15 protein-coding genes are annotated in these 15,814 nt (G+C 68.6%); 7 read left to right on the top strand and 8 right to left on the bottom strand.

Annotation, left to right across the window (positions count from 1 at the left end; genetic code table 11):
- Positions 1 to 7 precede the first annotated feature (7 nt).
- From ABT304_RS05165 to ABT304_RS05155, 3 genes are all read left to right on the top strand, one after another.
- On the top strand, positions 8 to 790 hold the full coding sequence (locus tag ABT304_RS05165; protein WP_160026410.1) for a type III pantothenate kinase: 783 nt from the start codon (positions 8 to 10) through the stop codon (positions 788 to 790).
- A 123-nt stretch (positions 791 to 913) separates the two neighbouring features.
- Positions 914 to 1,237, top strand: a complete 324-nt coding sequence (locus tag ABT304_RS05160) for a histone-like nucleoid-structuring protein Lsr2 (protein WP_160026411.1) — start codon at positions 914 to 916, stop codon at positions 1,235 to 1,237.
- Positions 1,238 to 1,452: 215 nt separating this feature from the next.
- On the top strand, positions 1,453 to 4,038 hold the full coding sequence (locus tag ABT304_RS05155) for an ATP-dependent Clp protease ATP-binding subunit (RefSeq protein ID WP_350713634.1): 2,586 nt from the start codon (positions 1,453 to 1,455) through the stop codon (positions 4,036 to 4,038).
- Between the two features lie 142 nt (positions 4,039 to 4,180).
- Here the strand turns inward: ABT304_RS05155 and ABT304_RS05150 are convergent, their stop codons facing one another.
- Positions 4,181 to 5,053 (bottom strand): HhH-GPD family protein, encoded by an 873-nt coding sequence (locus ABT304_RS05150; RefSeq protein WP_502890293.1) that lies wholly within the window; start codon positions 5,051 to 5,053, stop codon positions 4,181 to 4,183.
- A gap of 74 nt (positions 5,054 to 5,127) precedes the next feature.
- Here ABT304_RS05150 and ABT304_RS05145 point away from each other — a divergent pair, with 74 nt between their 5' ends.
- The gene (locus ABT304_RS05145; RefSeq protein WP_350713632.1) at positions 5,128 to 5,856 is read left to right on the top strand and encodes a hypothetical protein; all 729 of its coding nucleotides are present in this window, start codon (positions 5,128 to 5,130) and stop codon (positions 5,854 to 5,856) included.
- 98 nt (positions 5,857 to 5,954) lie between these two features.
- On the opposite strand, the gene disA is transcribed toward ABT304_RS05145, so the two are convergent.
- Positions 5,955 to 7,037 carry a DNA integrity scanning diadenylate cyclase DisA gene (gene disA / locus ABT304_RS05140; protein ID WP_141801687.1) on the bottom strand — a complete coding sequence of 361 codons (1,083 nt, stop codon included), beginning with the start codon at positions 7,035 to 7,037 and terminating at the stop codon, positions 5,955 to 5,957.
- Positions 7,038 to 7,125: 88 nt separating this feature from the next.
- The gene (gene radA, locus ABT304_RS05135) at positions 7,126 to 8,511 is read right to left on the bottom strand and encodes a DNA repair protein RadA (RefSeq protein WP_160026415.1); all 1,386 of its coding nucleotides are present in this window, start codon (positions 8,509 to 8,511) and stop codon (positions 7,126 to 7,128) included.
- A gap of 223 nt (positions 8,512 to 8,734) precedes the next feature.
- Between radA and ABT304_RS05130 the strand changes: the two genes are divergently transcribed.
- Entirely contained in the window at positions 8,735 to 9,772 is a 1,038-nt protein-coding gene (locus ABT304_RS05130; RefSeq protein WP_160026416.1) for a LacI family DNA-binding transcriptional regulator, read from the top strand.
- Positions 9,773 to 9,800: 28 nt separating this feature from the next.
- Complete coding sequence (locus tag ABT304_RS05125; protein ID WP_350713631.1) at positions 9,801 to 10,961, top strand: NAD(P)/FAD-dependent oxidoreductase; 1,161 nt, start codon at positions 9,801 to 9,803, stop codon at positions 10,959 to 10,961.
- 8 nt (positions 10,962 to 10,969) lie between these two features.
- On the opposite strand, the gene ABT304_RS05120 is transcribed toward ABT304_RS05125, so the two are convergent.
- From ABT304_RS05120 to ABT304_RS05105, 4 genes are all read right to left on the bottom strand, one after another.
- Positions 10,970 to 11,734 (bottom strand): D-Ala-D-Ala carboxypeptidase family metallohydrolase, encoded by a 765-nt coding sequence (locus ABT304_RS05120; RefSeq protein WP_350713630.1) that lies wholly within the window; start codon positions 11,732 to 11,734, stop codon positions 10,970 to 10,972.
- Between the two features lie 66 nt (positions 11,735 to 11,800).
- Positions 11,801 to 12,391 carry a class I SAM-dependent methyltransferase gene (locus tag ABT304_RS05115; protein WP_350713629.1) on the bottom strand — a complete coding sequence of 197 codons (591 nt, stop codon included), beginning with the start codon at positions 12,389 to 12,391 and terminating at the stop codon, positions 11,801 to 11,803.
- A gap of 119 nt (positions 12,392 to 12,510) precedes the next feature.
- Entirely contained in the window at positions 12,511 to 13,167 is a 657-nt protein-coding gene (locus ABT304_RS05110) for a VOC family protein (protein ID WP_350713628.1), read from the bottom strand.
- A gap of 78 nt (positions 13,168 to 13,245) precedes the next feature.
- Positions 13,246 to 14,007 (bottom strand): DUF3109 family protein, encoded by a 762-nt coding sequence (locus ABT304_RS05105; protein WP_350713627.1) that lies wholly within the window; start codon positions 14,005 to 14,007, stop codon positions 13,246 to 13,248.
- Positions 14,008 to 14,406: 399 nt separating this feature from the next.
- Between ABT304_RS05105 and ABT304_RS05100 the strand changes: the two genes are divergently transcribed.
- Positions 14,407 to 14,847 (top strand): hypothetical protein, encoded by a 441-nt coding sequence (locus ABT304_RS05100; RefSeq protein WP_350713626.1) that lies wholly within the window; start codon positions 14,407 to 14,409, stop codon positions 14,845 to 14,847.
- 4 nt (positions 14,848 to 14,851) lie between these two features.
- Here ABT304_RS05100 and sigJ read toward each other — a convergent pair whose 3' ends face one another.
- Entirely contained in the window at positions 14,852 to 15,736 is an 885-nt protein-coding gene (sigJ, locus tag ABT304_RS05095) for an RNA polymerase sigma factor SigJ (RefSeq protein ID WP_350713625.1), read from the bottom strand.
- Positions 15,737 to 15,814: the final 78 nt, after the last annotated feature.

Genomic DNA, 15,814 nt, shown 5'->3' with positions numbered 1-15,814 from the left:
GCCCGCCATGTCCCTGCTCGCTGTCAACATCGGCAACAGCCATACGGTGCTCGGGCTGATCGCCGACGGCGTCGTGTCCGCGGACTGGCGGGTCTCCACGCTCGAGCACCGCACCGCCGACGAGTGGTGGGCGCTGCTGCGGGGGATTCTCGGCGACGCGTTGGTGGCGAGCGTGGACGGTGTCGTCGTGTGTGCGACGGTGCCCTCGGTCCTGCACGAGTGGCGCGAGATGATGGCCCGCCATCTCGGCTCGGTCGAGAGCGTGGTGGTCGAGCCCGGCGTACGCTCCGGCATCCCGATCCTGATGGACAACCCGCGCGAGGTCGGCACCGACCGGATCGCCAACGCGGTCGCGGCGGTGGCTCTCCACGGCGGCCCCGCGATCGTGGTCGACTTCCGCGGCACGGCGACGACCTTCGACGTGGTCAACGCCGCGGGACAGTACGTCGGTGGCGCGATCCTGCCCGGGATCGAGCTGTCGCTGGAGGCGCTGGGGCGGCGCGGTGCGCAGTTGCGCAAGGTCGAGCTCGCCCGCCCGCGGTCGGTGATCGCCAAGAACACGGTCGAGGCGCTGCAGTCCGGAATGGTCTTCGGAGTCGCCGCGCAGGTCGAAGGTCTGGTCGCTCGGATCATCGCCGAGCTGGGCGCCTCCGCCGAGGAAGTCACCGTGATTGCGACCGGCTATCTGGCGGAGTTCGTTCTCGACGAGAGTAAATGCTTCTCGTTGCATTCTCCGTGGCTGACGATGCAGGGACTGGAACTCATATTCCAGCGAAATGCCGTTCGTTAGTCTTTTCAGTATGGCGGCCTGTTGATTCATCCGGATCGTATGTAATGCTATGGGCATCTCGCTTAACGGCGATGGCTATATTCGGCCCGTTTCCGGGTGAAGAAGAGCAGTGAAGGTAGGAACATGGCTAAGAAGGTTCAGATCATCCTCGAGGATGACATCGATGGCTCGGAAGCTGCTGAGACGGTGTCTTTTGCCCTGGACGGCACGTCCTACGAGATTGATCTCAGCGATGCCAATGCGGCAAAGCTTCGTGATTCTCTCGCGCTCTTCATCGGTCACGCCCAGAAGGTGAGCGGCCGTCGCGGTGGCGCCAAGAAGGCGCCCGCCGCCGGTGGCTCGACCCCGAAGGTCATGCGCGAGTGGGGGAAGGCCAACGGTTACACCGTTCCCGACCGTGGCCGCATTCCGGCCGACGTCCGAGCGGCTTTCGAAGCGGCTCACTGACAACTGGTCTCACCGCACCGAACGTCCGGCTGTCGCGCCCTCCGGGGCGCGGCAGCCGCCTTTGTGTGAGGTCGGCTGTGACCAGGCGTCTGTCCGGCGTACGGAACGCGTGTTCGCTCTCAGCGCACGGATCGCGTTGTGTTGTCGGGAACGCGTAGGCTGTCTGCGGGGTTGAATCTTGGTGACGCCCCAGAATTCTTAGGAGAGATGCGTACATGTTCGAGCGGTTCACTGACCGAGCCCGCCGGGTGGTCGTGCTGGCCCAGGAAGAGGCCCGCATGCTCTCCCACAACTACATCGGGACCGAGCACATCCTGCTCGGCCTGATCCACGAGGGAGAAGGCGTCGCTGCCAAGGCCCTCGAGTCCCTCGACATCTCGCTCGAGGCGGTGCGCAACCAGGTCGAGGAGATCATCGGCCAGGGCCAGCAGGCACCGTCCGGGCACATCCCGTTCACGCCGCGTGCCAAGAAGGTGCTCGAGCTGTCCCTGCGCGAGGCGCTGCAGCTCGGCCACTCCTACATCGGCACCGAGCACATCCTGCTCGGCCTCATCCGTGAGGGCGAGGGCGTCGCCGCCCAGGTGCTGCAGAAGCTCGGCGCCGACCTCAACCGGGTCCGCCAGCAGGTCATCCAGCTGCTCTCGGGCTTCCAGGGCAAGGAGGGCCAGGCCGGCACCTCCGGCGCGACCGCGTCGACCGGCACGACCTCGACCGAGGCGCCTTCCTCCAGCCTCGTGCTCGACCAGTTCGGCCGCAACCTGACCCAGGACGCCCGCGAGGGCAAGCTCGACCCGATCATCGGTCGCGAAGGCCAGATCGAGCGCGTGATGCAGGTGCTGTCGCGGCGTACGAAGAACAATCCGGTCCTCATCGGCGAGCCCGGCGTCGGCAAGACGTCGATCGTCGAGGGCCTGGCCCAGGACATCGTCAAGGGCAACGTTCCCGAGACGCTCAAGGACAAGCAGATCTACACGCTCGACCTGGGCGCGCTCGTGGCCGGTTCGCGTTACCGCGGTGACTTCGAGGAGCGCCTCAAGAAGGTGCTCAAGGAGATCAAGACCCGCGGCGACATCGTGCTGTTCATCGACGAGATCCACACCCTCGTCGGTGCCGGTGCGGCCGAGGGCGCGATCGACGCGGCGAGCATCCTGAAGCCGATGCTGGCCCGTGGTGAGCTGCAGACCATCGGTGCGACGACGCTGGACGAATACCGGAAGTACCTGGAGAAGGACGCGGCTCTCGAGCGCCGTTTCCAGCCGATCCAGGTGCCGGAGCCGACGATCGCGGTCGCGATCGAGATGCTCAAGGGCATCCGCGACCGCTACGAGGCCCACCACCGGGTCACGATCACCGACGAGGCCCTGGTCGCCGCGGTCACGATGGCCGACCGCTACATCTCCGACCGGTTCCTGCCGGACAAGGCGATCGACCTGATCGACGAGGCTGGCTCGCGCCTGCGCATCCGCCGGATGACGGCCCCCGCCGACCTGCGGGAGTACGACGACAAGATCGCCGACGTGCGCCAGCGCAAGGAGGCCGCGATCGACGGTCAGGACTTCGAGGCCGCGGCCCGTCTGCGCGATGAGGAGAAGCAGCTCATCGCGAAGAAGGCCGAGCGTGAGAAGGCCTGGCGTGCCGGCGACATGGACGAGGTCGCCGAGGTGGATGAGGAGCTCATCGCCGAGGTTCTCGCCGTCGCGACCGGCATTCCGATCGTGCAGGTCAACGAGGAGGAGTCCGCGCGCCTGCTGCGCATGGAGGACGAGCTCCACAAGCGTGTCATTGGCCAGGACGAGGCGGTCAAGGCCCTGTCCCGCGCCATCCGACGCACCCGTGCCGGCCTGAAGGACCCGAAGCGCCCCGGCGGTTCGTTCATCTTCGCCGGTCCGTCCGGTGTCGGTAAGACCTGGCTGTCCAAGACGCTCGCCGAGTTCCTCTTCGGCGACGAGGACGCGCTGATCCAGCTCGACATGTCGGAGTTCGGCGAGAAGCACACCGTCTCGCGGCTCTTCGGTTCGCCTCCGGGCTACGTGGGCTACGAGGAGGGCGGCCAGCTCACCGAGAAGGTGCGCCGCAAGCCGTTCTCCGTGGTCCTCTTCGATGAGGTCGAGAAGGCTCACCCGGACATCTTCAACTCGCTGCTGCAGATCCTGGAGGAAGGTCGCCTGACCGACTCCCAGGGCCGCGTGGTCGACTTCAAGAACACCGTCATCATCATGACCACCAACCTCGGCACGAGGGACATCGCGAAGTCGGTCAACCTGGGCTTCTCCCAGGCCAGCGACGCCGCGGGCTCCTACGACCGGATGAAGGCCAAGGTCTCCGACGAGCTCAAGCAGCACTTCCGTCCTGAGTTCCTCAACCGTGTCGACGAGGTCATCGTGTTCCCGCCGCTGTCGCAGGAGCAGATCATCGCGATGGTCGACAACATGATCGCGGCCGTCGAGATCCGTCTCAAGGACCGCGACATGGGCATCGAGCTCACCACGGCCGCGAAGAAGGTGCTCGCCGAGCGCGGCTTCGACCCGGTCCTGGGTGCTCGACCGCTGCGCCGCACGGTTCAGCGCGAGCTCGAGGACGTGCTCGCCGAGAAGATGCTCTACGGCGACATCGGCCCCGGCGAGATCGTGCTGGTCGACGTCGACGGTGAGGGTCCTGCCGCGCAGTTCACCTTCACCGGCCAGAAGCGCTCCGTCGTCCCGGACGTACCGCCGCTGGAGGGCGCGACCGTCTCCGATATCGAGCTCCCCGACCAGGACGAGCCGACGAACATCGAGAAGCCCAAGCCGGATTCCGAGTAGTCCGACAAAAGCAACGCCCCGGCCGCTACGGCCGGGGCGTTGCCTTTCTTTTCCTCGAGTAGTGGGAAATGGCGGCCGAGTCGTTAGTTGTGGCGGACGAAAGTAGAGTTTCGTCCGCCATTTCTGCGGTTTCGGCGGTTGGTTAGGGGAGGGCGAAGAAGTCTGGTTCCACCTCGGTGGCCAGATTGTCTTTCAGGAGGCCTTCCAGAGCCCGTCGCCGTTGGGCTTCGTCGGACCAGACGACATCGAGACGGCTGCGGTGCACGGGGGAGTCGGCGTCGCGGAGAACGGCCATCAGGCGGCCGCGGCACTGGCGGTCGGTGCCGGCCCAGGTCTGGACCTTGCGAGGCGGTCCGTCGTACGCCGGGTGGCCGGCAGCGCGCCAGGCGCACTGGTCCGCCACCGGGCATCGGGTGCAGGACGGGTTGGCCGCGGTGCAGACGAGGGCGCCGAGCTCCATGACCGCGACCGACCAGGTGGCGGCGGTCGGCTCGTCCTGGGGGAGTACGCCGGCGGCGAGCTCGCGCTCGGCCTTGTTCACCGACTGCGCGGGGAACTCGACGCCGCTCAGGGTCCGGGCGAAGACGCGGCGTACGTTCGTGTCGAGGACCACGTGGCGCTTGCCGTAGGCGAAGGTGGCGATCGCCGCCGCGGTGTAGTCGCCGACGCCCGGGAGAGCGATCAGCTCGTCGTACGTGGCGGGCACCTCGCCGCCGTGCTGCTCGACGATCGCGGTGGCGGCCGCGTGCAACCGCAGCGCCCGCCGCGGGTAGCCGAGGCGGCCCCAGGCGCGTACCGCCTCTCCGGTCGGCTCCTCGGCCAGATCGGCCGGGGTCGGCCAGCGCTCCATCCAGGCCTCATGGATGGGGAGCACGCGGGAGACCGGCGTCTGCTGGAGCATGAACTCGCTGACCATCACCGACCACGGTGTCGCGGTCGCGGAGCGCCAGGGGAGGTCGCGGGCGTTGGCGTCGTACCAGTCCAGGACGGCGTCGTGGAGAACTGTCACACGCAGATTGTGCCGTGCGACAGGTATTGCCACGGAGTGGCACCCCGAAACCCGGGCACGGGATCATTACGGTGTCGCCTATGGCCCGCTCGAGAAGGACTGGAGGACGGTTGCCGGCCGCGGTCTACTGGCGCCGGCGGCTGGCGGTGCTCGGCATCGTCCTGCTCCTGATCGTCGGGATCTCGCGGTTCTTCCTCAGCGGTTCCGACGGTGCGGACGACACGGCGACCCCAGTGGCGGACGAGCCCACGGCGACCGTGACGGTCACGCCGACGCCCAGCGCGAAGCCGTCGAAGGAGGCGGGCAGCGCGGGCGGCAACAACAAGCCCAACAAGCCCAAGAAGCCGAAGAGCAGCGCACCGCCGGAGCCGACCGGCGAGTGCTCGCCCTCCGACATCGTCGTCGAGCCGGCCGTCACCGACGCCTACTCCTACGACAACGTGACCATCCCGCTGCAGCTGCGCACCGTGAAGGCGTCCGCGTGCACCTGGAAGCTGTCCGCGGACGCGCTCCAGGTGCGGATCTCGCAGAAGGGCGGCGACCTGGTCTGGTCCACGGTCGACTGCGCCAAGGCGGTGCCGACCAAGGAGATCGTGGTACGTCGCGACGTCGTCACCACGCTGCCCCTGACCTGGAGCGGCCGCCGCGTCGTCGCCGGCGAGTGCACCGGCCACGGCCCGTGGGTGAAGCCGAACTTCTTCGTGATCGTCGCCTCCGCCCTCGGTGGCGAACCGTCATCGGCCACCTTCGGTCTCTACAAGCCGGGCACCGCCCTGTCGCGTACGGAACCGGACACCCCGGCCAACTGACCCGAGGCGTCACTCCCGTCGGCCGAGATGGCACCGGCATGCCGACTCGGCCGACGTAGTTGACGCCTCGGCCGACGCGGGTGACGCCTCGGCAGGGGTCAGACGTAGCGCTCGAGGATGGTGGACTCGGCGAGGCGGGAGAGGCCCTCGCGTACGGAGCGGGCGCGGAGCTCGCCGACGCCTTCGACGGCCTGGAGGTCGTCGACGCTGGCGGAGAGGAGCTTCTGCAGGGTGCCGAAGTGGTCGACCAGACGGTCGACGACGGCGGGTGGGAGGCGGGGGACCTTCGCCAGGAGGCGGTAGCCGCGCGGGGCGACGGCGCCGTCGAGAGCGTCGGAGGTGGTGAGGCCCAGGACCCGGGCGGTGGCAGCGGGGTCGACGAGCTCGGCGGAGTTGAGCGCCTCGAGCTCGGCCAGCAGCTCCTCGGGGCTGCGGGCGCGGCGGCCGCGGGGAAGGTAGTCGCGGATGACCATCTCGCGCTCAGCGTCGACGCCGGTGATGAGCTCCTCCAGCTGGAGGGACAGCAGCCGGCCGTCGGTGCCGAGCTCGAGCACGTAGTCCTCGATCTCGCGGGCGATGCGGGTGACCATCTCCAGGCGCTGAGCCACGACGGCCACGTCGCGCACGGTCACCAGGTCCTCGATCTCGAGCGCGGACAGGGTGGAGGCCACCTCGTCGAGGCGCAGCTTGTAGCGCTCCAGGGTCGCCAGCGCCTGGTTGGCGCGGGAGAGGATCTGGCCGGAGTCCTCCAGGACGTGGCGGGTCTCCCCGACGTACGCAGCGATGATCTGCATCGACTGGGAGACCGAGATCACCGGGTGACCGGTCTGCTTCGCGACCCGGTCGGCGGTGCGGTGCCGGGTGCCGGTCTCGGTCGAGGGGATGGTGTGGTCGGGCATCAGGTGGACTGCGGCCTGCACGATGCGACTCAGCGAGTCGTCGACGATGATCGCCCCGTCCATCTTGGCGAGCTCACGCAGGCCGGTGGAGGTGAACGGAACGTCGAGCGTGAAGCCACCGGTCGATATCCCATCGACCATCTTGTCGTAGCCGAGCACGATCAGTGCGCCGGTGCGGCCGCGGAGGATGCGCTCGAGCCCGTCACGCAGCGGTGTCCCGGGCGCGATCAGAGCAAGCGTCTCGCGCAGTCGGATGGAGTCCGCGGTGCGGTCGGCGGGCACGAGAATCCTTTCGGAGTGGGATGGGGTGATTCTAACCGTGGATCCAACCGTAATGCCGAGAACGTTCGGCCACGAGTCACCAAGCCGATCACACCAAGCGGAGGAATTCCAGCGCAGCACTGATGCTGTGCACCTCAAAGACACGCATCCCGTCGACTTCGCGCTCATTGGGACGATTGGGCACAGGGGCTCCAGGATCGGCCGGGACGACGGCCACGGTGAACCCGAGTCGTGCCGCTTCGGAGAGCCGCTGGTCGAGATCGCGCACCCGGCGCAGCTCGCCGGCGAGGCCGATCTCGCCGAGCGCGACCACCCCGCGCGGCGTCGGCGTGCCGGTATGGCTCGAGGCGACCGCGAGCGCCATCGCCAGGTCGGCGGCCGGGTCGCTGATCCGGGCCCCGCCGACCGTCGAGGCGAACACGTCGCGACCGGAGAGACCGACCCTCGCGTGGCGCTGCAGCACGGCGAGGATCATCGCGAGCCGGGAGCCGTCCAGCCCCGAGGTCGTACGCTTCGCCCGCTCCTCCGCGCCCAGCACGGTCAGGGCCTGGATCTCGGCGAGCAGCGGCCGGCGACCCTCCATCGTCACGGTGACGCACGTGCCGGGGACCGAGACGTGATGGGTCTCCACGAAAAGGCCCGACGGGTCGGTGACCGCCACGATGCCCTCCGAGGACAGGTCGAAGCAGCCCACCTCGTCGACCGGGCCGAAGCGGTTCTTCATCGCCCGCACCATCCGGAACCGTGAGTCGCGCGCGCCCTCGAAGTGGAGGACGACGTCGACCAGGTGCTCCAGCACCCGCGGCCCGGCGATCGCCCCGTCCTTGGTCACGTGGCCGACCACGACGGTCGTGATGTTGCGGGTCTTGGCCACCCGGATCAGCGCCGCCGCCACCTCGCGCACCTGGGTCACTCCGCCCGGTACGCCCTCGACCCCGGAGGCGCCGATGGTCTGCACCGAGTCGACCACGATCAGCTCGGGCCGGCTCTCCTCGATGTGGGTCAGCACGGCGCCGAGATCGGTCTCCGCGGCGAGGTAGAGCTCGTCCTGGATCGCGTTGGTCCGGTCGGCCCGCAGCCGCACCTGCGACGCGGACTCCTCACCCGTCACGTACAGCGCCCGGCGTCCGTAGCGCGCCGTCTGCGCCGCCACCTCGAGCAGCAACGTCGACTTCCCGACGCCCGGCTCGCCGGCCAGCAGGATCGCGGCGCCCGGCACCAGTCCGCCACCGAGGACCCGGTCGAGCTCCGGCACGCCCGACGTACGCCGCTCCGACTCGGTCACCGACACGGTCCCGATCGGCACCGCCGCGGTGGAGACCGGGGCTGCCTGCGTACGTCCGATCGGGGCCGCCGCCTCGGCGACCGACCCCCACGCCTGGCACTCGCCGCAGCGGCCGACCCACTTCGCGGTCTCCCAACCGCACTCGGAGCAGCGGTAGGTGGCGCGTTTGGACGAGCGAGCGGTAGCCATGCCCAGCAACTTAGAGCACGGCACCGACATTCGAGCCTGCGTCGCCGCGAGGCACGAGCGGCGGCGCAACGCGAGAAGGTCGAGCGAGCGCAGCGGGTGAGCCTGCGAACCCGCGAAGCGGGTCGAGACCGACATAGGGGTGAACGCATCATGCGGGGTCAGGCTTCGTTACCATGGCTTGGAACGATCCAGAGTTCCACATCGGCATCAAGGGAGGCAGAGCGTGGCGGTGCCGCGTTCCGGCGGTCATATCTCGGCCGCTCCGCCGACCCTGGCGGACGTCGCGGAGCTGGCCGGCGTGTCCCGGCAGACGGTCTCGAACGCGGTCAACAACCCCGATCTGCTGCGTGCCGACACGCTGGCCAGGGTGCAGGACGCGATCGACAAGCTGGGCTACCAGCCCAACCGCGCCGCGCGCAGCCTGCGTACGCGAGCGAGCCACCTGATCGGCCTGCGGATGCCCGCCCTCCAGGAGGGCACGGCCAACGCGATGATGGACCGGTTCGTGCACAGCTTCGTCGAGGCCGCGGCCGAGACCGGCTACCACGTGCTCCTCTTCTACGGTGACCCCGCCGACCCGCTCGACGGCTACGACGAGCTGCTCAGGTCGACCGCGGTCGACGCGTTCGTCGTGACCGACACCCACCTCGGCGGGCAGCAGACGACCTGGCTGCAGTCGCGGCGGGCGCGGTTCGTCTCCTTCGGGCGGCCGTGGACCCAGCCCGACGCGAAGCACCCTTGGGTCGACGTCGACCTCGCCTACGGTGCCGAGATCGCCACCGAGCACCTGATCGAGCGCGGCCACTCCAAGATCGCCTGGATCGGCTGGCACAAGGACTCGCTCCTCGGTGAGGAGAGACGGAGCGGCTGGATCCACGCGATGCACACCCACGGTCTCTCGACCACCGGCCTGGCCTCGCGCACCGAGGACTCGATCAGCTCGGGCAAGGCCGCCGCCGACGCGATCCTCGACGAGACCGAGCCGACCGCGCTCGTCTGTGCCTCCGACACGCTCGCGATGGGCGTGCTCCACTCCCTCTTCGAGAGGCGTCTCCGCCTCGGTGAGGACATCGCGGTCGTGGGCTTCGACGACTCCCAGGTCGCGCAGACGGTGCCGCCCGGAATAACCTCCGTACGTCCTCCGCTGGAGGAGGCCGCGCGCGAGCTGGTCAAGGCACTCGAGGAGCTCCTCGCCACCCCGTCCTACGCCGCGCCCGGCGTGATGCTGAAACCCGCCCTGACGGTGCGAGGGTCTTCATAGAAGCCGAGATCCGCGCGACGATGGCGTCATGGGAACTGAGGACATCGTCGTCATCGGTGCTGGTCTCGCAGCGGTCAGCGCCATCGAAACCCTTCGTGACGAGGGGTACGCCGGCCGCCTGACCCTGGTCGGGAAGGAACCGGAGCTGCCCTACGAGCGACCGCAGCTCTCCAAGGACTTCCTGGCCGGCGCCAAGGAGTTCAAGCTCTCCCACGACGAGGCGTGGTACGCCGAGAAGGGCGTCACCGTCCTCACCGGCACCACCGCGACCGCCCTGGACCTGGACGCCGGGACCGTCACGCTCGACAACGGTGAGCGGCTGCCCTTCGGCACATTGCTGCTGGCCACCGGCGCCGAGCCGAAGACGCCGCCGATCCCCGGCATCGAGCACGCGACGACCCTCCGCACCGTCGAGGACGCCCGCCGCCTCAAGGATGCGATCGAGCCCGGCACCCGGGTCGTCACGGTCGGTGGCGGTTGGATCGGGCTCGAGGTCGCCGCGTCGGTGACCGCGCTCGGCGGGAAGGCGGTCGTGCTCGAGGCGGCCGCACAGCCGCTCCTCAACGTCCTCGGCCCGGTGCTCGCCGAGCACGTCGCCGATCTCCACGTCCGTCACGGCGTCGAGGTCCACACCGGGACGACCGTCGAGGCGATCGAGCCGGGAGCCGTACGCACCAGCGTCGGCGAGATCCCCGCCGACATCGTCCTGGTCGCCGTCGGTGCGGCGCCGGCCACGGCTCTGGCCGCTGACGCCGGCCTCGAGGTCGGTGACGGCATCGTGGTCGACGAGGGTCTGCGTACGTCTGATCCTCGGGTCTTCGCCGCCGGCGACGCCGCGCTCGCGACGCACACCGTGCTCGGCCCGCTGCGGGTCGAGCACTGGGACAACGCGATCAAACAGGGCCGGCTGGCGGCGCGGTCGATGCTGGGCAAGGGCGGCGCCTACGACTGGCAGCCCTACTTCTTCACCGATCAGTTCGAGTTCTCGATGGAGTACGTCGGCCACTCCGCGCCCCAGGACGAGGTGCTGCTCCGCGGCGACACCGACGGTGACGAGTTCATCGCCTACTGGCGCCGTGGTGCCACCGTGACCGCCGGGATGAACGTAGGGATCTGGGACGTCAACGACAAGCTCCGCGAACTGGTCGGGACCGATGCCGATCCCGACCAGCTCACCGACATGTCCTGATCAAAGCCTCAGAAGCACTGCGAGGCGCTGTGGAAGACGCTCGACTGGATGCCGAGGTGGATGTGGTCGCTGTGGTCGGGGTAGCCCGGCCCGAGCACCTGCGGGAACGACTGGCGTGAGGCACGCGCGATGCCGCACATGGTCGTCGCGCTGCTGCCGGGCACCAGATCCATGGCCCGGCCGTAGAGGTGGTTGCTGTTGGAGGCGCCGCCGACGGCGTCGTTGCACGCCTTGGAACGGTAGGCCGAGGTCACCCGCAGCGGGTTGTCGCCGAGCCGGTGCCGGATCGCCTCGGCTCGCCACATCGCCTGCATCAGGTTCGCCTTGACCTGCGCGACCGTCACTCCGGAGATCGGCGTCGGCCAGCCGCCGTAGCAGACGTCATCGACCTCGCTCCACGCGAAGTGGACCGGGGTGCAGTCGTCGTCCTGGAGCGCGTAGATCTTGTTGAACGTGTTCGCGCCGGCGACGCCGTCGGCGGCGAGCCCGTAGGCGGCCTGGAAGTTGCGGACCGCGGTCGTCGTCGCCGGGCCGTAGGACCCGTCGATCGAGAAGACCGTGCCGGAGGCCGCCCATCCGGCGACGCGGATCTGGAGCTGGGTGACCGCGTTGCCCGAGGAGCCCTGCTGGAGCGTGCCGCTCCAGGTGTAGCAGGCGTCGGCGTGAGCCGGCGCGGCCGTGACGCTGACCGCGGCGAGGGAGGCCGCGACCGTGAGAAGGAGGGTGCCGATGACCGTGCCGAGCCGACGCCCGAGACGTGGGAAATGGTGCATGGTGAAACTCCTTTCCTTGGGGGGAGCCTCAATGGTCACGCTTTTTCCATGGCCGCGTGCGGTGATTCAGAAACGCTTCCACCAGAGGTTCACCGCGTAGTCGACATACGTCCCCTGGTGTTCTTCGAGGATCGCCGCCGCGGTGGTGGGGTCGAACTCGATGCGTACGACCGCCTCCAGGTCTGCGCGTGATCCGAAGGACCAGTCCATGTCGACGGGAACGCGCGTCCAGCCGTGCCTCGACCAGAACCGCTCCTGCTCCTCGGGCGGTGGGACCTTCGGGTAGCCGCGGCGGAACCACGCGCCGAAGCTCGACCGGGAGCCGTCGTTGTCGATCACCATCGCCACGCCGCCGCGGCGCATCACCCGGTCGAGCTCGCCGAGCCCCGGCTCCGAGCCCGGACCGAAGAAGTAGGACCAGCGGGCGTGCATGACGTCGACCGAGCTCGGCGGGAGCGGGAGTTGCTGGGCGATGCCGTTGTGGACGCTGACGTTCGAGAGGCGCTTCGTACGCCGCCGGGCCAACGTCACGAGGTCCGCATGTGGCTCGACGCCGGTGACGGTGCGGGCCTCCTCGGCGAAGCGCGGCAGGTAGAACCCGGTCCCGCAGCCCAGGTCGAGGACGTCGCGTCCGGCCCAGGGACCGGTCTCGGACATGGCTGCCCAGAGTCGTCCGTGCGGGTCGAGCGCACGGTTCTCGATCTCGTACGTCGCGGTGTGGTTCCAGATGTTGGGGGACGGGATCGCGCCCGTCGCCCCCGGCAGGTCGAGCCTGGTCAGATCCGGACCTCGCCGCGCGGGGTGACGAACTGCGCGGCCAGGAGGCCGGGGGTGCCGTGCTCGGCGACCCAGTCGATGTGGACGTTCTCGGCGGGCTTGCCGGTCCACGGGTCGACGCGCTCCTTCAGTTCGTCGCCGAGGTAGTCCTTGACCCGCTCGGGGTCGCCGGAGATCTCCAGGCAGGTGAGGGTGATGTCGGAGCCGGCGTTGCCGGGGTGGAGATCGGGGGTCTCCCACTTGATGAAGTAGGGCAGCTGCGGGTCGGCGATCAGGCCGTTGATGCCGATCTGCTGCCAGTGGAGCTCGCGGCCGTCGGGGAGGTGACGGTTGCCGGGGACCGCCTTGCGGCCGAGCCGCTCCTCGATCGGGGCCATGTCGTCGACGCCGATCACGAAGCCGATCCAGCCGCCACCGAGAGCGGAGCGGGCCTTGACGGCCTGCCCGAACGGAGCCTTGTCGCTGGCCGGGTGCTCGAGTGCCTCGACGACCTCGAGGTAGAGGCCGCCGCGCATCGGAAGGATGTAGTTGCGGGTGCCGAAGCGGGGGTGAACGCCGCCATCGACGAACTCCTGGCCGAGCAGCTCACCGAGCTGCTTGGCGGTCTGTACCAAGCCATCGGGTCCTGCAGCGTACGAAACATGGTCCAGGCGCATGTAACGATTCTGAACTCTCGCTGAGAGAGAGACCAATCCAGGGTCACTATCTCTTGATGTCGAGATACACCCCGGGGTTCAGCGCGGGCTGGCGGGATGGAGCGCCAGCGCGGACCGCGACCGGACGTGCGCCTCGCAGTGACGGACGAGCTCGGCGTACGCCGCCTTGCCCATGAGCTCGGTCAGCTCGGCCTGGTTGGTGAGGTAGACGGGCTCGACGGCGACGTGTGCCTCGGTGTTGCCGGAGCAGTACCAGTCCAGGTCGTGGCCGCCCGGACCCCAGCCGCGCCGGTCGTACTCGGTGATCGTCACCTCGGTGTAGGTCGTCCCGTCGGTCAGCTCGACATCGCGGAACGTACGCCGGATCGGCAGCTGCCAGCACACGTCCGGCTTCGTCTCGAAGTGCTCCCGACCCTCGGCTGCGGCCAGGATGTGGAGCGCGCACCCCGACCCGCCGGCGAAGTCCGGCCGGTTGGCCAGGACGCACGACTCCTGCCCGCGGAAGTCGGTCACGCGGGTCTTGCGCTCGCCTTCGTCGTCGAGCTCGACCCAGTCGTCGGTCTCCACCTCGCGCCCCGGGTGCTGCTCCCACAGCTCCGGGGTCAGCTGCCGTACGAACTCAGCCGTCCGGGCCTCGTCCTCCTCGTCGGCGAAGTGCGCACCCAGCGTGCAGCACCCGACGTCCGGCGAGCTCTTGAACATCCCCGGGCAGCCGTTGCCGAAGATGCAGGAGTACGCCGAGGTCAACCAGGTCAGGTCGCAGCGCATCCGCTCGTCCGGGTCGTCGGGGTTCACGAACTCCACCCACGCGCGCGGGAAATCCAGGGGTACCTCAGGCACCTGCCAAGCCTACGCCGCTGAGAGCACACAGCCAGCATGACTGCGCTCCGAGCGCGCGACGCCGGCAACGTTGGTCTGCGCATCCTCAGGCGTACCGGACGTAGATTGGGCGCGAAGTCCGCATGTGAGGCGGCGTAAGGAGTCCTCGTGAATCGAGTGGTCGCATTGTCGTGGTCAGACTCTTGGCGTCGAGTTCGAATGGTCGGAGTGGCAGCCCTTGCGTTGACTCCGCTACTGAAGTGCCCCGGCGACTGCTGAGCCTGAGGTGCGGACGGTTAGGGCAGAGGGTCCAGCTTTGCGAAACTTTCACAAGGCCGGCGTCGATGTGTGTTTCTACTACGAAGGCGATCAGTCTCAGGGTCGCCCACTGGTTTGCAAGCCGAGCGAAGGGGTGTCGTGATGGGCGTCGAGTCCGCCGTGTATCAGGTTGTTCCTGCCGCCGGAACCTCTGATGCATACGTCTCAGCTCTGCTGGACATCGGTGCTGAGAGGCGAGGAGAGCGTTACCTGGTGCTGCGAGGGCGGCGCCATTGGATCGACCTGGAGGTCGACATGCCTGCCCCCTCGGTTGGGATACGAGTGTCGTTCACCAACCCAGCTGATGTTGTCTCCGAGATCAGTCAACTGTTCGACGCCTTGGCCCGTGTGGGCACGGCGAAGATCTTCGACCCCACGGGGAAGAGGCGCTTCAGCGTCGAAGACGGCACGTTGGTTGAGGAGTTGCTTGCGGACTTCGTTCGCCGGCGCGAGGTGTTTCAGCGGTACTTCGGGCCATTTGAGGCTGCTGTCAGTGCCCAAGACGTCTTCAGACTGATGCACGAACGCTCGGCTGACTCCTGACGTGTTAAGCCCACGGACCGAGCTTCTCGGGGTTGCGTACGGCCCAGATGCGGGTGATGCGACCGTCGGCGATGTCGAAGGCGTAGACCGAGACGGTGGCGCCGTCGAGCTCTCCGACCAGGCCGGGCTGGCCGTTGACCACGCATTCCCGCAGGGTCACCTCGGGGGCGCGGGTGGCGATGTCGATCCAGGCGCGGGCGATCTGGTCGGCGCCGCTGATCGGTTCGAGGAAGGCAAGGGCCAGGCCGCCACCGTCAGCGGTCGCGACCGCCGACGGGTCGAGGAGGCCGACGAGGGCCTCGATGTCGCGGGACTCCCACGCCTGTTTGAAGCCCCGGACCAGGTCGGCGCGCTCGGTGGTCGACGGGTCCTGTGAGGTGTCGATGCGGCGGCGTGCGCTGGAGGCGAGCTGGCGGCAGGCAGCGGGGGTGCGGCCGACGACGTCGGCGATCTCGACGAAGGTGTAGCGGAAGATGTCGTGCAGGACGAAGGAGACCCGCTCGGCGGGTGTCATGGAGTCCAGCACCACCAGGAAGGCCATGCTGATCGACTCGTCGAGGGTGACCCGGTCGGCGGGGTCGGCAGGCGCCGACTCGGTGCCGTCGAGCCAGCCGCCGGGCACCGGCTCCGGGATCCAGTCGCCCACGTAGTGCTCCCGCCGGGCCCGTGCGGAGCCGAGCAGATCCAGGCAGATCCGGCTGGCGACCGTCGTCATCCAGGCGCCGGGATTTTCGATCGTCTCCCGCTGCTTCTCGGGCAGGGCGTACCAGCGGGTGTAGGTCTCCTGTGCCACGTCCTCTGCCTCGGCGAGCGAGCCGAGCAGGCGGTAGGCGAGATTGATCAGCTGGCGGCGTTCGCTGATCACCTCGGCGAGGTGGGGGTCGGACATGGCGGCTCCTTCGGTCTTCCTGTCTACAACCGATCCGACGAAACAGCGACCCGATCTGTGAGACCGCCTGACATTCCG

Origin of the sequence: Nocardioides sp. NPDC000445, assembly GCF_040300245.1 — a bacterium.
Classification (GTDB): domain Bacteria; phylum Actinomycetota; class Actinomycetes; order Propionibacteriales; family Nocardioidaceae; genus Nocardioides.
This window is presented reverse-complemented; position numbering and strand designations above follow the sequence as displayed.